Source organism: Chlamydia avium 10DC88 (assembly GCF_000583875.1).
Taxonomy (GTDB): domain Bacteria; phylum Chlamydiota; class Chlamydiia; order Chlamydiales; family Chlamydiaceae; genus Chlamydia; species Chlamydia avium.
In genome coordinates this window covers 90,309-106,715 of record NZ_CP006571.1, presented here as the reverse complement: position 1 = coordinate 106,715, position 16,407 = coordinate 90,309, and the positions used below count along the sequence as shown (strand labels likewise).

Here is a 16,407-nt window from a genome sequence, read left to right as displayed (position 1 = left end):
CAAATTAAGTTATGAAAACAAACAACAAAAACAAATAAATTATATTTTGGATAATTAATTAAGATGAATAAAAAGTAACTTGAAATATCAAAGTAGCTAAAGGAGGAAGATCTACATCAATTCCCCAAGAAACCCCTTGAGCATCTCGACAAAAAATAGGAGGGCGATGACCTTTCCCTGACCCTCCATATTCTATAGAATCACTATTAAAAATGAGCTGACAAGTGTCTATATTATGACAATGAAAAACATAGGAAGGGAAATAGATAGGACTGAAATGGTGAATACAAAGTGCGGCCTGACTACGATCATCACCAGCAAAACGGTAATAAGCAATCACGTGATTCTCAGTATCTTGAAAATCTACCCAGAGGAAAGACTCGGGAGTCCCATCTCCTAACCAAAAATAAGGAAGACGACAATATAGAGAATTCATATCGGCAACACACCGATGTAAAGCAATATTTTCTGAATGCTGAAGTACACTCCAATCTAAGGGACGCTCGGGAGACCACTCGTGTTCCTGAGCAAACTCCCCACCCATAAAAATGAGTTTCTTACCTGGCTGGCAGATATGATAACTCAATAGCAAACGCATATGAGCAAACTTCTCCCAAGAATTTCCAGGCATTTTTGATAATAAACTACCTTTACCATGTACAACTTCATCATGAGAAAGAGGAAGAAGGTACTTTTCATTAAAAGCATACCAAAGAGCGAAAGTAAGATCATCATGATGATAAGAACGAAAAATAGGATCAACTTTGAAATAGCGAAACGTATCGTGCATCCATCCTAGGTTCCATTTATAATCAAAACCTAATCCTCCACAACTCACAGGTTCTGTAACTTTAGGAAAATCCGTAGATTCTTCAGCGAACATTAAGACCCCAGGGAATTCCTCATGAACCACAGAATTTAAACGTTTCAAAAATTCAATAGCCTCGAGATTTTCTCTACCTCCATAAATATTAGAGATCCACTCCCCTTGCTTACGCCCATAATCCAAATAAAGCATAGAACTAACGGCATCAACACGCAAGCCGTCGATATGCATCTTATCTAACCAGAATAGGGCACTACCTAGTAAGAAATTCACAACCTCGGGACTACGATAATTAAACGTATATGTCCCCCAATGGGGATGAAGAGGATCCTGATAATCAACAGATTCATATACAGGAGATCCGTCGAAAGAAGATAAAGCAAAAGTATCTGTAGGGAAATGCCCAGGGACCCAGTCAAGAATCACGCCAATCCCCTGACAATGTAAATAATCTACAAAAAATTGGAAATCTTCTGGGGAACCATAACGTAAAGTAGGGGCATAATATCCCGTAACCTGATACCCCCAAGACTCGTTCAATGGATGTTCTGTTATAGGTAATAACTCCACATGAGTATAATGCATGTCTTGACAATAGCGAGCTAATCTTTCAGCAATTTGACGATACCCTAAAGGCTTCCCCTCTTCCCACTGCCAAGAACCTAAATGCACTTCATAAATCATTAAAGGACGTTCTCGAGTCAAACTCTTCCGATTCTCCATCCATAAGGAATCCTGCCACACATAGCTATCGCTATTTACAACCCGAGAAACACTCTGAGGAGGAACACCAAAACTTTTTCCATAAGGATCAGTTTTTACTATTATATCTCCCGAATGGGTGACTATTTCCCATTTATATATGGTTCCCTCGGGGAGACCAGGAACAAAGAGCTCCCAAATTCCTGAATCCCCTAACTTACTCAAAGGATTCACTAAACCATTCCAAAAATTAAAATCTCCAACTACAGAGACGCGTTGAGCATGAGGCGCCCAAACAACAAATAAAACACCATGGATACCATAAACCTCACAAGGAATAGCTCCCATACGATCATAAATACGACGATGATTCCCCTGACGAAATAAAAATATATCCCAATCTCCCCACAGCAATGGGAACGCATAGGGATCATGAGCCAGTAATCCATTTTGATGATAAATACGATAGTCCTGAGGAAGAGTTCCTTTGGGAACAGGAAAAGAAAACATCCCTGAATTGTGGGCATGTGCATATTCTATACTTCCTTGAAACTCTATAGCAACAGAAGATGCCCCGGGACGAAAAAGAACAATCCTATCCTGGGTTTCTTCTATAGAAAGAATACCCAAAAATTTATGAGGACAGACCTGCCTTCCTGAAACAAGCAAGGAAATATCTTCTGAACTTAAAAGTCTCTCGACCATTAGTCAACTTATCTACTTAAGGAAACAATCCCACACATACGTCGTTCCTGCTTTTATCTCCATAATTTCTCCCAAGGAAACCCTTGAAGAAAAAATTATCTTTTTCTGTTTCCACTGCCGTAAACGACAACTAACTAAAGGTGAAGAAACCCTCAAAAAGAGATCCTTATTCTCCTGAGCATGCAAACAAACCTTACGGATAGTTTTCTTTCTCCACTCTAGAGAAATTTTTCCGATACCTTCCAGAGAAAGATGGATTAATTTTCCACAGGGGAACTCAGGAGGTAAAGAAGGGAGGATATCAAGCACTTCCCCATCGTGGGAAATAAAAATATCACGAAGCAAACAAAAACTCGCATGAAGTAAAGAAAAAGGCACATGAGATTGTGTATCTACATCAAAACAATCATTAAGAATTCCCTGATATTCTGTATCATAGATTCTGGGTAAAAAATTTTCGGAAAATCCTGCGAGATATAGCGATAACAAAGAAGAATGAATTTCTGTTTTCTCTCTTTGCAATATCTTTTGATGAACAACATGAAAAAGATTCCCAATACCTCCTTGTATCTCCTGGAAACTCTCGGAAGAATCCGGAGGTATCAAAGCTGCTAAACGCCACCAAAAAGGAAGAATTTCTTTTAGGTCTCTCCGCAGACGCATCTTATGCAAATCTGCATGCTTATATACGCCCAAAGACAGAAAAGGCTCTGCTTGATCCGCATGAGGGAGACAACCACGTACAGAACTTACTTTTCTCCCCGAAGGCAAAAGATAATACTTATACTTCTCTGAGAATACGGAAATACCTCCCCGATGTAAATCTTGAAAAACACAAAAACGTTTTAAAGGACCTGATGAAGAAATCCTCCCTTCCCCGACCAATTCATGTTTAGAAGAAAATACTTGCCAAAGCGTAGGGAATACTCGAGCATAAAATTTAGAGCCAGGGATGGGGATACATGACCCTGGAATCAACGTATAAGGCTTAAACTGTTGAGTCAATTTAATCATATGCGATTTCCTCTAAGAATACCTTCTTCTACAGAATCAATACGCACGTCAACCATTGTATTCACAAACACTTTGCTATCCGAAGGGAAACATACCATATCAAAATATGAGGTATGGCCATGCGCTATACCTTGGTCATCAATTTTTTCCACGAGAACACTATAAGTCCCACCTATACGTTTCTTCATCTCCAGATAAGCCACCTCCTCAGCAACAGAAGCTAGATATTTTTTCCTTTCATAGATGACTGAGGGGGGAACTTGAGAGGGTAGGGTATAAGCTTTCGTACGCTCGCGGGGACTAAAGGGAAAAATATGCACCTTAATAAATCCTACATCCTGAATAATCCTCAATGTTTCTTCAAAATCTTGTTCAGTTTCTCCGGGGAAACCGACAATCACATCAGTAGTAAACGTATACTGAGGATCTAGAGAACGTAAAGACTCGACACAATGCAAGAAATCTTTCCGTGAATATTTTCTATTCATTAGCCTTAAAATTGCGTTTGATCCTGATTGCAAAACAAGATGAGAAGAATGACAGGTATGCTTACCAAAAATAATCGCTTCCTGAAGACTTTGATCAACATCTTCAGGATCTATAGAAGAAATCCGAATTCTTTCTATGTTCTCCAAATTATCCACTTTACGAATCAAATCCGCAAGTGTATGGCTGCCGTCATTGTAATCACCAACATTAATCCCGGCAAGCACCACCTCTCGAAAGCCTTGAGAAATCAAATCAGAAACTTCTTTAAGAATATTTTCTGCAGGTCGTGAACGCGACCTGCCACGCAAATAAGGGATAATACAATAAGAACAAAAAGAATTGCATCCATCCTGGACCTTAATGAATGCCCGTGATTTCCCCTCAAAACTCCGAATGCGAAATTCAGGAAGTTCTTTAAGATGAGGGAAAATTTTCTCCATAAGTTGGTGTTTATCCTTATTGGAAACCAATAAACACTGACGACCCAAAGAAGAAAAAAAATTCTTATCCGCCTCGCTCAAACATCCCGTGACAACCAAAAAAGCTTCAGGATTTTGCCTACACACCTGGCGAACAGCGTGACGTCCTGAACTTTCAGCTGATCGAGTAACGGCACAAGTATTGATAATACATAAGTCACAGGGATCTACATCAGTGGCTTCTCGATAACCTAAAAAAGTCAACTGATCGCGATAACTCTGAATTTCATACTGGTTGACACGACAACCCAAACATACAAGCTTAAAGGTACCTTTAACTTCCGCAACTGTCATAAGTTTGAATAATTAGCTATAAATTAAACTCATTCAATGGAAGTATTCTAAAATATTGCTATTTTACTCACTAATTAAAGATTCTTTTCTTAAATATTAGGAAAAATTCTATACGTATTCTACCCACATATCCTTAGAAAACATTAGGAATGGGACACAATAAATGGACGATATTTTTTCTCTAGTTCTTGAGGTAAATGGGCATTTACAAATAAAACATCGTCTTTACAAAAATGTGAAAGAACTAAACCTAAATCATATAGTTCCGTGAACTTCCCATAATCTTTATAAGAGAATTCTAAACGTACTTCGGGGTAATTCTGCATAATAACCTCTGACATCACTTCTAAAAACGCAGGAATCCCCTCTCCAGTTTTTGCTGAAATCACCACAGAACGTGGAGAAAATAAACGCAATTTCGTAGATACTCTCCCTCCAGGAAGAGCGTCCGCTTTATTCAATACAGTAATAATTTTAGGATTTTCAATCCCCAATTCCTGAATTAAAGATTTTGTTGTTTCTATGTGTTCAAAAGCTAGAGGATGAGAAGCATCCACAACATGAAGTAAAACGTCTTCATGCAAAGCAGCTTCTAAAGTACTTTTAAACGCTGCAACCAGGGTATGAGGTAATTTACGAATCAATCCAACAGTATCAGTAATCAAAACACACCGGCCACAAGGAAGCACACAACGTCGCGTTTTCGGATCTAGAGTAGCAAAAAGTTTATCTTCAGCATAAGTATCTGCTGAAGTCAAAAGATTTAATAATGTGCTTTTCCCTGAGTTCGTGTATCCAATTAAAGCAAATGAAGTTATTCCCTGTCTCTCTTTTGATTTCCTGCGTTCTTTACGCTGTCTCTCTACATCTTTCAAGCTTGCTGTTAACTTATGAATCTTATCTCGAATCATCCTTCTATCAAGTTCGATTTGTTTTTCTCCCTCTCCCTTGACAAAACCGCCTCCACTACTCCCTCCAGATTTTTGGCGTGACAAATGCCCCCACATTCTCTTTAAACGAGGAAGAAGATAACGAGCACGTGCTAACTCTACTTGAAGACCTGCCTCCGCAGTCAAAGCTCGAGAAGCAAAAATCTCCAAAATAATTTCCGTACGGTCTAAAACAACAACACCTAAACGCTTCTCTAAATTTCTCTGCTGTGAAGCAGTAATTTCCTCATCAATGATTAAAGTCCCAATCGAAGGAAATCTTGATAAAATTTCTTGAATTTCTAACAACTTCCCCTCATTTAAATATGTAGATGGCGAGGGAAGTCGTAATATCCAAGAACGAGTCTCTAAAACAGAAATACCACAAGAACTTGCAAGAGAAATCAACTCTTCTTTATGTTCTTCGACATTTTTCTGTTCTGCCTTACTTGCATAACATACTATAGCTAAAGCTAAACTTGGATCCTGTTCCTCACAAGGAAGAGAAAAACGCCATCCTAAAGAACTTTCGCGACCTTTATTCTCATCAGAATCTGTCTTCTTCATTATCCATCCCTTCAATAAACCAAGAAATTTCCATACCATCATAAGCACATATCCTATGAGGGTCTTCATCCAGCTCTTTTTGTAAGCAATGACTAATATGAGTAAGGATCAAACGCTTGGCACCCAAACGAGAAGTGAAATCTTCTGCCTGACTTAAAGTAAGATGTGAATAACCTCGGCCTAAAAATGGAGAAGATTCTTGCGTAGGAGATACAGAAAGAATTACCGTATCGACTCCTGATAAATAACTCAATATCTCCTGATCATATCTTTGCATATCCGTGAGATAAGCAAGATTCCCCACACGATATCCAGTAACCTGACAAAATTTTTGATAATAAGAAACATAGGTATAGGGCAACCCAAGGAAACAATACGAGCCATGATATTCATTCAAAATAGTGAAATCTAATGCTGCTGCTAATGTCCCATATTGATTCGGAGGTTGAACCAGATGCTCTCGCGCCTTAGAAAGATATTTATAAGTACTTGCTGAAAGCACTACAGGAAGAGTCTGTTGATTCACAACATACCATGCACGCAAATCATCGATCCCTCCAATATGATCGTAGTGAGGATGAGTAAGAAGTACCCCATCTAAACGTATGATTTTATGAGTTAACATCTGCTGTCGAAAATCTGGACTAGAATCAATGAGAAAATTTTTATTACCAAACTGTATCAATACTGAAGATCGTAAACGATGTATTTTATTACCTGAGCAAATAGAACAAGAACAAAAAGGAACAGGGATGCCCTCAGGATTCCCTGTTCCTAAAAAAATTAACTTCCCTGAAGCTGTCCTTCTTTGCATATCCTGCTGTAGCATTGTCTCCTCCAAACCTCCTAAAAGAAAAAATAAAATTGTAACTGTCTAGCACATTAAGAAAAAGGGGGAGTCTCTCCTGGGTCCTTAGCCAATAAAGGATCCAATATATGACACGAAGGAGGAAATTCCGTAAGAACTACGTACTTTTCTGTCCCCTTCTGAACCGGAATAAGATCACAGCATCGGATATAATCCTGAGATAAGCGTAGCCATTCTCGTAAACGAAAACGTGCATAATAATTCAATATGACCCCAAGCAAACACAAAATAAAACCAACTCCACAAAGGATAGAAGAGAAACACCATAAAGGCAGACCAAGAATCATGGGAGAAGCCACGATCATACAAAGCACTACCCCGGAAAATATGCATCCCCCCCCACCTAAGGAACTTAAGAGAGTAAAAATATCTAAGTTTCTTATACTAAAACATATACGGCTCATGCGCTCACGAATGTCCACGGCTTCTTGATCTTTAGGTATTAATCCCCATAAGGTTGTCAATGGACCTGAAGAATGTGTCCCGCGAATAGGATGGTTCTTACAACGCAAAACAGAAGCCACACCACTTGGCTGACCATTACTATCAACTACAACAACAGAAACTTCATGAGGCAAAACCACTCCCTGACAAGTAGAGCAATAAAAATGTATACCTACATAAGACAACCTATCCTGAAACCCTGGATAGCAAGGATAAGAACCAAACATACACTAGTCTCTTCAAATAAGGAAATCATACTAAATTATGAAGCTCCTCTGAAACAACTGCTGGGAGAAGAGCTGCACAAATTAATCTTTAAACAAACTAGAAAATACTTTTATGAAAACTAAAAAGAACTTTTCAAAAATTCAGATGCCCTAGGATTTCCATAGATAATATTGTGAGTGGCCCTTAACTTAACCCCCACTTCTTAGCGAGATCAGCAAGAACACCCTCCTTTTGTAACTCTTGTAAAGCTTTTTGCACTTCTTTCACCTGTTCGGGCCGATCTTTAGCTACACCCATACCGAAACCTAATACCCTCCAATCCTCAGGAAGAGGAAGAGTAGTAACACACAAATTAGGAAAATCTTTCAATACTACGCATGCTACTGAAGGCTCAAAAACAGCTACAGGAGATTTCCTACATTGTACCTCCATGAGTACTTCTAAAGTACTATCAAAAGAACGCACAACCACTCCGGGCTGAGATAATAAATAGTCCTCTTGGAATGTCCCTGTCTGAACAGCTACCGAAGTATATCTATCCAAGGGAGCAGCCATGTCCAGGGGTTGAGAGGAAACCAAAGATAATTCAATTACCTGATCACCATAATAAGGAATCATAGTAATTTCTTTTTTACGGGATTTCGTAATTGACATTCCAGCAAGCACAGCATCGATACGGTGCTTTTTCAAATTTAAAATTAAAGCGTCAAAAGAAAACTCTTGTATCTCTAAACGTTTCCCCAATTTGTTACTAAGAGCTTCGGCAAGATCAATATCAAAGCCAGCAACCTTACCATCGGCATCAACAAATTCAAATGGTGGATAGGTAGCATTTGTTCCCACAACCCAGATAGAATCACGCTCCGGAGAAGGAACACATCCAATTATAAACAAACAGCTACATAGAAAAACCCTACGTATCCAACCCATTGTTTTCATAAAAATATTCCACAAAACCATGAATCTGTTATAATATACATCAGGAAGTTTAAATTATCAAATTTCAAAGCTCTACTCAAAAATTAAAATTACAAACTAGGTAAAATTCCTTTATCTGTGTCCTTTATGTCACCTACCCCACCACCTTGCCCACCCCACGGCAAGAATAATTTTTACCACCTACAAACTTGCCCTCAAGACCCCCTATATATCCGCATACTACGCGTGATTGCCTACATAATGTTGCATATCATTACCCTGGGTATCCTCCTACTCATCCACTACTTAGATCGACATATTATAGAGGATCACACACGATCTATATTCCCTGTTGTTCCCCCCAAACCCGAGGAACCCATAAAAACAGAGATTCCAACCACTCTAGGAAAAGATAAGCAGCCTACAGAAGATGTTCCCCCGCCCCCTTCTCCAGGAACAAAAGAAACCTCTGTAAAAAAAATAATACAACCCAAAGAGAAGAAAGCCCCCGATGCTCATGTGAAGGGTGATGTTCCTAGTTCAGGATCTCCTCCTCCTACCTCACTTGACACACTATTTTCTTACACACCAAGTACTCCCCCGACAAAACCTGATTTCCTATCAAGAATCCTCTCCCTAGGTCATCTTCCTAAAGAGGTAGCTCCCCATTCTCTACAATCCCTAGTATATTATGGAGAACAGGGATTACTCCCCTATAGTGCTCGTCCTACCCTAGATATTCTCAAGACTAGCAACCCTACATTCCTAAATACCTATCCTATGAAAGTCAAAGATATCTTTCTTCAAACTATCCTGAACTTACAACAAAAGTTGCAAAACACAAACCCTCAATCAGATGAATATCTCGTAGCTAATTTACAGCTAAAACAACTGCAGTACTTAGATAATAATTTTTATATAATTGACGTTCTTGGAGATGGAAACTGCTTCTATCGAGCTTGCTTTGTAGGGTGGTTATCCCACCTAATGCGCCAAAATAACCCTGCTGTCTTTGCTGAAGAAGCCGAGCGTATTTTATCTTTTCCTTTTGCTTCGTCTTCCCCGGGAAACTATAAAGTTTCTAAAAACATGGCAAGCCTTCTGCACTCTTGTCAAAATTTCCGTACACTAAAAGACTTGTTTGATCTCGTTCTTCTTTCTCATACTCAAACATCAATAGGTGTGAAGTATCTTCGTACGCTTGCTCTTTTTGTAACGAATTGCAATCGTATACAAGCATTGGGAGGAGAAGAAAACCTAAAAGCTCTAATTCTAGGACAATTGGAAGATACCTTGGATTTACTTCTATCTTCTCTTCGAGAACTTATGCGCATACAGCCCTCTAGCTCCGTATTAACGGAAATGTTCTCAAATACTCAACCTCCACCGACTACTACAACAACACAAGCACTACTTCTTTTGGAATTCTTACAATCACTATTTTCTTCTGAACAACAACCTTCTGAGCAACACCGTGCTGCCCACTCTATGCTCCAGGAACTCACACAATCATGCTCATCTATATTAACAGCAGCTGGAATAACAAATGATCATGCTGAAAAAGTAGTCACTTTTCTCCCTAAAGAGCTTCATATTCATTACACACGTTTCTCTGAAACACTACATCAATCAAGTACGCCAACACCTCCACCCACGAACATAGTGCTAACCGCTTTTTTACTTTGCCACCCATCTTGCATTAACCACAATACTTCCTGCGATGCCTACATGAAATTAGCTCGCTCGGCTTTACAAACACACCTAGACAAGCAAACAGATATTTGTGAATTCCTAAATTGTGACCAAGAACAATCTGCTGTGATAAATTCTATCCTCAAAGAGTGTTGGTCACATAAATTATCGATATGCGCACTCGATTCTCTTCTCTCTCTCCCTGAAGGGATACAAGGTACTCTTGTCATTCCTCAACTAGAGCACATATTTATGATTATTCTACGGTTGCTATCCACTGCACCGCCATCTCTATTAAATTTAGAACTTAAGGAAACAAATAGTGTCCTTTTATCTAGCATTCAATTCCAACCCCAGCTAACCCTTGCTTTCTCTGTTTTTCTTTCTGCACCCCTATTTGGAAAACTCGATGAAACTCCGATGGAGAAAGAGTATGCTCAGTCTATACGATTATTTTTCTTTATTCTCCAACATCCTCTATTATTAAGAGATCCTGACCCCAATGTAGCAGAATCATCTAAGAAATTACTATCAACCTTTTTTCCCTACCTACAGCAAGCTTTAAGGAAGCACTCAAATCACAAAAAACTTGAAGTTATTTCAGAAACACTTTGGGGTCTATTCTGTAGTTGTCCTCCTAAACTAGACTCAGAAATTAACCCTCAGGTAGTTGAATCTACGGTTATGTTTCTGATCCGATATCCTGTAACACTTTCCTTATGTGATCCTAAGTTGCAGCAAGCTATTCTAGACATTGTGCAGAGTTCCTCAAGTCATCATGCTGCTCGTGAACTCATTCGCAACATAAAAGCACAATATCTAATGGAATGGAATGCATTTATCAAACATCTCAATACTGTTGGTCGCCGATCTTCACAAGAATACAAAACTCGACTATCGTCTCTATTACCTAAAGAACTCTTACTCACTGCGTTTCTTAACCATTATCCCCAAATATGGCCGTTGTCTTCTACTTTAGGTCAACAATGCCAGGCCTATCTTGAGCAACAAACAAATAAAATACGTCAAGAGCTCTTGGCTAACAACCAACTACGGTGGCAAAAACTTATCATAAAAAATTGTCCCCGTTTATCTATCTATAATAAACTGCAGAATTCATTTTTACTCTCCACACTACGCCCTACTGCATATCCTATGGAGACACGCCTAACTATTTTACATCAACTCGAACAACTTCATGTTGATCAACTCACAAGTATCTTTGATTCCATTACTTCCCAAGCAGAGGACGAACATGTTTCAGCTCTTTCTAGTTCCTTAGGATTTATAGGCCTTTGTCAATATCTTGCAGATACTTCCCTATCACAAACACCATCACAACTTACACCACTTTCGACAACTCATGGATTTCTGCAATTAGATTATTCTCCAGAGGATAGAGCACACATCCATATATTCCGTGCATTTAATCACTACAACTGCCTGTTAAGAAAAGATGCTGAAGACACCTCACGACTAGAAAATAACGAATAACGAACTTCAGATAGCAAAGGAGACACATTATTCTTAAAACAACTTATCCTCTACCACATACTCTGAAACGTTCTGATGACCATAATGATATTTCCACACGTTTTCTTTCTCTAGGCCTTCCTTTACGTCCAGGATCTCCTCTACTCATTGCGGGCCCCTGTACATTAGAGAGTTATGAGCATACAGTTGCCATAGGTCTGGCTGTTAAAGAAGCAGGAGCTGTTGTCCTCCGAGGATCGATCAGGAAACCTCGAACAAGCCCTTATACATTTCAAGGGTGGGATAGAGAGAAAGTTTCTTGGCACAAAGAGGCACAACGCATTCATGGATTACTAACAGAAACAGAAGTCTTAGATGTTCGTGATGTAGAAATCTCTGCAGAACATGTGGATATCCTTCGCATTGGAGCAAGAAATATGCAAAACATCACTCTTCTCCAAGAGGTTAGTCGTTCTCATCGTCCTATTATTCTTAAACGCCATCCTTCGGCAACTATTGAAGAATGGTTATCCTCCGCAGAATATATTTTGAATTCTCCTACATGTCCTGGAGTGATTCTATGTGAAAGAGGAATTCGCTCTTTTGAAACTTCGACACGCTATACCTTAGATTTAAATACCCTAGCACTTATTAAAGAAATCTGCCCTCTACCTATAATTGCCGACCCTTCTCATGCTTCGGGGAAACGTTCCTTGGTTATACCTCTTGCAAAAGCGTCTATGGCAGCAGGTGCTGATGGATTAATTATTGAGGTCCATGAAAATCCTGAACAAGCTCTTTGTGATGGTAAACAACACATTACTCCCCAAGAATTGAAAGAATTATTTTCTTCAATTCAAAACTGTGCTCCCATTTCCCACTAATGAACTGAATAAAAAAAACTACAAATAAAAAATATAATCACAAAATAATTCTTGCATAGTTTCTATATTTTTAACTATTTGACTATCAAATAAAACGAGGAAATAAGAGTATTTCTTCAGGAGGTATATGATAAAACACACATGTAAGCTCTATCTTCTACAATGCTTATTTTATGTTTTATATTGGCTTATTTATTATTGTAGAAAATTACTTAGAGGTATTACTCATCATACCGATGAACCCTTATTTCAAGCCTTCTTGTCTTCGCTCATAGATCTTCTTTCTCACTTAAAGCAACTTCCGAATCCTAGCATAAGATAGCTCCTCTCAGCCCTTCACCCTCTTGTTTATGTGAAACAAGGGGGTGAACTATTTTCTAAGGGCAAGTATCAGACTTGCTTCTTAACAACGCTTGTTCCGTAGACCGTAGCAACTTCTACGATAACGAAGGCAGCCAACGAGCACAGCCAGGCAACTAAATCTCTAGAAAACGGAAAAGAAACAAATGCTCCTAAAATGTAAGCACTGCCACCTATAAGCACTGATGCCCATGCTGATAACCTTGCTGCTTGATAGCGCGTAAGAAGAGCAACACCTATAGGAACAGAAAGACAACATACTGACAAACTGTAACTTAGCATTAGCACATCTACGATATTTGTAAATCCTATAGCAGTTATAGGAGTAAGCAAAGCAATAGCGAAAATGAGATAACGAGGGTTTATGGAAGCTAGTGGTGGCACCTCTTCACTAATAAGTTGAGCAACCGCACTCATCAATGAATCCGCAGTAGACAGTATAGCAATACCGATGGCTGCTGCCATAACTGATGCTAGCGATGGTCCACCGACATGAGAGACAATCTGAATAAGGACACAGTCAGGAGAAAATCCTAGTTTTGCTCCTAAGGAACCTAAAAATAGGGGGAAAAAATTAAACATAAGGATCACAAGTCCTGCAAGAATTGCTGACCACTGTAGGTTTTTGGGAGAAGATGCCGCAACACAACGTTGTGCCATATCCTGTTCAATTAACATAAATACCATGGGCATGAAAATCCATGAAGACAATTTATTTACAGGTAATGGAGAGAAATTGGGTGTTACTAAAGGCAAATCCCGGGATTTCAACCACACAATAACTGTACAGAAGCACACTGCGCATAGGAGGAACACAGCTTGAATCATATCTGTTCTTACTACTCCACGAAATCCTCCTGAAGAGATATATAGAGCTAGGGTACCCCAAAAAATTGCTGTAAGAACAGTTCCATAAGAAAAAACACCGAATAACTTATCTAAAGCGATAAGCTGAGCAACAAGAATAAAGAATAGTGATACTACTGAAATGAAAAAAGCTAACTTACGTAACTTAGGAGATTTATATACTGTTTCAAAAAGGGCAACGATAGTAACTACCGATCCTGACGCAAGCTTCTTCCCAGGCCCTATTCCTAATAAAATCAAACCTATAGCTACCCCTAAAGGATAAAAAATCACCCCGTAACCATAGTGTGCAGCCTCCTCTGCAGCTCCAAGAAGGACTCCTCCCCCAATTTGAGTAGCAATAAAAGTCATGGTTAAAGGAAGCATTTTTAAACTACGTCCAGCTAAAAAATATCCCTCTCTATCTTCTGTAGAAGAACTAGATTTCCTTCCTACAAATAGGCATAAGGCCTGAACACTAAATAAACAAAACAAAAACAATCCAAAATCCATCGTAAAAATCCTAACTTAAAAATTTATCCCATAGCCAACCGTGCCTCTGCAAGGAAGCAGGTGACATGCAATAGTAACAAACAATTTTGTGTGAAAAAGTTAGGCGTGATGATGGAGATAGCGACCTGAATAACGGTAGCTCAGAAAGAACTGAATCGACAGAAGCTTAATCAAAAAAAAACTAGACATCTCTAAGTGCCTTAATACCACAGTCCTCTACTCAAGAATAGAATAAGCAATTTTTAAAAACAACCAAAATCCACCTTGATTAAAAAGAAACAAATATAGAAACAATTTAAAAAAAAGAAAACAAACAAATAATTATGCTTTATAAAAGTCTTAAAAAAATCTACAAAAACTATTTAAAAAAAAATATTGCTTACTTAATACAGTTCTTAGATGAAACTCTAGCCACCCTAGGGGAATATTTCAAGTCTCGTGTTTCCAAAGAAGAACAAGAGCGTCTGCTTTCATTATTGATTGAAGACATCCAACAGTATAAAAAAAACCTACAAGAAAATCCTATGACAGATCCGCATACGAACGCAACCTTACTTAAATAAAGCAAGCAATGCCCCCGCAGCTGCAGACCGTAGTGAGGGGGTCTCAAAATAACAACAATCTATAAGGAAATCAATTGCATTCAAATTCTCTGAAAAAGCAATGGCTTCTAAAATAGTTAGCTTATCTTGCCAACTACTTTTAGGATATAAACCTATGGCTTTTTGCAAAGAAGATGATGTTTTTTCCCTACACAACACAGAAAGCGTTGCTTCTAATTGCGTAGCAAAATTCTCATCCAAGCTCCAAGTATCTGGGGTATATTCGTCCCCCTCTTCCCAAAAGAGACCAGAGAAAAAACTCCAGCCCTGGTGTTGCCTTTCGGCAAAAAAATCTCGAGTTACTTGTTTAACCTTGCTATATCGGGCTACCGATAGTAAACGAATTAACTTTCTTACGATTTCACTTTTCACCATATCAGCATATCCTGGAGGAGATGCCTGTATTAACCAGGGAGAATCAAAAAGAAAATGTTCCACTGCCCAACATATCTCTGGATCAGAAATAAAATCAGCAATCACGTCTCCTGCTTTTTCCACATTCTCTCGACTTACAAGAAGTAAAATAGCTAAATTAGCAGCAGCTTTCCTAGAAACCACAGTGTCAAGATACTTATTAGCCAACTCCTTCCCTCGAATTCCTAAAGAACATATAGATGCAGAAGCTGCTTCACAAATAGATGCATATGGAGATAGCAATCCTGTGGTTAAAAGCTCCTCACCTAAAGGATCTCCTTGAAGATATAAGATAGCTGCAGCTTGTAAACTTACTTTTGGTATGGGGGAATTCACTGCAATATTACGTACTTGAGAAGCAATATATGGAGAAGAACAACTCATATCCCTTCCACAAGACAATACAATACGAAGAGCCATTTCCTGAACTTCAGGATAAGGAATAGCTAAAAGATTTTGCAAAGTGCTTTCTTCGCACTCCTCTTTACCTTCAAGAAAAAGTTTACATGCAAATACTGCATGATCGATATCACTTTGTACAGTTGTTAGCATGATTTTCTGTGAAGGAAACCGTAAAGAAGCCTGCCAAGCAGCACGACGTTCTTCTCCATCAATAAGAGAATTCTTGGACTGTTCCTGAAGATAAGGAAATAATTCCTCTATATCCAGCATAGCAGCAACATGATATGCCATAATACGTACCTGCATGGCATCATCATAGCGTGCTACATAAGAAACAGCATCTTTTAAATCCTTAGATCCATAATGCAATGCAACCTGTAAAGCTAGTGTACGAACAATAACACTATCATCATAAAGACTAGAAACAATCCAAGGCGTTAAACGGAAATCTCGAGCTAATCCCATAGCCAATACACTTAAAGCACGTACTGTCATGGAAGGATGACGAATGCCATCAATAAGAATCTGTTGAGCAAAATCTTCCAGAACATCACGATCCCGAGATAATTGAGGATAGCGCTGTTGACAACCAATAAACGAACTACGCCAAGAGGAATACTCTTTTCCCTGAACCAAAACTCGTAAAGCTAACCGTGCTTGATCAAGAGAATAGTCTGAGGAAGACAATAATCCTTTGGCTTCTTGTATAGCTACAGAAAAATTCCGAATTAGTAACTGCTGTCGCAAAGAATCCGATC

13 protein-coding genes are annotated in these 16,407 nt (G+C 38.8%); 4 read left to right on the top strand and 9 right to left on the bottom strand.

The window, feature by feature from the left end:
• Positions 1–58: 58 nt before the first annotated feature.
• The 7 genes from glgB to RT28_RS00420 form a co-directional block, all read right to left on the bottom strand.
• On the bottom strand, positions 59–2,233 hold the full coding sequence (gene glgB / locus RT28_RS00450) for a 1,4-alpha-glucan branching protein GlgB (RefSeq protein WP_038500073.1): 2,175 nt from the start codon (positions 2,231–2,233) through the stop codon (positions 59–61).
• 12 nt (positions 2,234–2,245) lie between these two features.
• Positions 2,246–3,247 (bottom strand): hypothetical protein, encoded by a 1,002-nt coding sequence (locus tag RT28_RS00445; protein WP_038500070.1) that lies wholly within the window; start codon positions 3,245–3,247, stop codon positions 2,246–2,248.
• Positions 3,244–4,509: a tRNA (N(6)-L-threonylcarbamoyladenosine(37)-C(2))-methylthiotransferase MtaB gene (gene mtaB / locus RT28_RS00440; protein ID WP_038500067.1), complete on the bottom strand. Its 1,266-nt coding sequence runs from the start codon at positions 4,507–4,509 to the stop codon at positions 3,244–3,246. The genes RT28_RS00445 and mtaB overlap by 4 nt, the downstream gene beginning before the upstream one ends.
• Positions 4,510–4,652: 143 nt before the next feature.
• On the bottom strand, positions 4,653–6,005 hold the full coding sequence (gene hflX, locus RT28_RS00435; protein ID WP_038500065.1) for a GTPase HflX: 1,353 nt from the start codon (positions 6,003–6,005) through the stop codon (positions 4,653–4,655).
• Positions 5,986–6,819, bottom strand: coding sequence for an MBL fold metallo-hydrolase (locus tag RT28_RS00430; protein ID WP_240991539.1), 834 nt, complete (start codon positions 6,817–6,819; stop codon positions 5,986–5,988). Before RT28_RS00430 ends, hflX begins: the two co-directional genes overlap by 20 nt.
• Before the next feature lie 68 nt (positions 6,820–6,887).
• The gene (locus RT28_RS00425) at positions 6,888–7,544 is read right to left on the bottom strand and encodes a hypothetical protein (RefSeq protein WP_038500059.1); all 657 of its coding nucleotides are present in this window, start codon (positions 7,542–7,544) and stop codon (positions 6,888–6,890) included.
• A 184-nt stretch (positions 7,545–7,728) separates the two neighbouring features.
• Positions 7,729–8,484: a transporter substrate-binding domain-containing protein gene (locus RT28_RS00420; protein ID WP_038501253.1), complete on the bottom strand. Its 756-nt coding sequence runs from the start codon at positions 8,482–8,484 to the stop codon at positions 7,729–7,731.
• A 126-nt stretch (positions 8,485–8,610) separates the two neighbouring features.
• Here RT28_RS00420 and RT28_RS00415 point away from each other — a divergent pair, with 126 nt between their 5' ends.
• From RT28_RS00415 to RT28_RS04795, 3 genes are all read left to right on the top strand, one after another.
• Positions 8,611–11,649: an OTU family ubiquitin thioesterase gene (locus RT28_RS00415; RefSeq protein ID WP_240991516.1), complete on the top strand. Its 3,039-nt coding sequence runs from the start codon at positions 8,611–8,613 to the stop codon at positions 11,647–11,649.
• Between the two features lie 146 nt (positions 11,650–11,795).
• Positions 11,796–12,512: a 3-deoxy-7-phosphoheptulonate synthase gene (gene aroF / locus RT28_RS00410; protein ID WP_420834634.1), complete on the top strand. Its 717-nt coding sequence runs from the start codon at positions 11,796–11,798 to the stop codon at positions 12,510–12,512.
• A gap of 127 nt (positions 12,513–12,639) precedes the next feature.
• Positions 12,640–12,834: a hypothetical protein gene (locus RT28_RS04795; RefSeq protein ID WP_020359211.1), complete on the top strand. Its 195-nt coding sequence runs from the start codon at positions 12,640–12,642 to the stop codon at positions 12,832–12,834.
• A gap of 68 nt (positions 12,835–12,902) precedes the next feature.
• On the opposite strand, the gene RT28_RS00405 is transcribed toward RT28_RS04795, so the two are convergent.
• On the bottom strand, positions 12,903–14,231 hold the full coding sequence (locus RT28_RS00405) for a sodium:solute symporter family protein (protein ID WP_038500056.1): 1,329 nt from the start codon (positions 14,229–14,231) through the stop codon (positions 12,903–12,905).
• A gap of 323 nt (positions 14,232–14,554) precedes the next feature.
• On the opposite strand from RT28_RS00405, the gene RT28_RS00400 reads away from it, so the two are divergent.
• Positions 14,555–14,794, top strand: a complete 240-nt coding sequence (locus RT28_RS00400; RefSeq protein ID WP_038500053.1) for a hypothetical protein — start codon at positions 14,555–14,557, stop codon at positions 14,792–14,794.
• Here the strand turns inward: RT28_RS00400 and RT28_RS00395 are convergent.
• Entirely contained in the window at positions 14,783–16,396 is a 1,614-nt protein-coding gene (locus tag RT28_RS00395) for a HEAT repeat domain-containing protein (RefSeq protein ID WP_038500050.1), read from the bottom strand. The two genes, RT28_RS00400 and RT28_RS00395, sit on opposite strands and share 12 nt — an antisense overlap.
• Positions 16,397–16,407 lie beyond the last annotated feature (11 nt).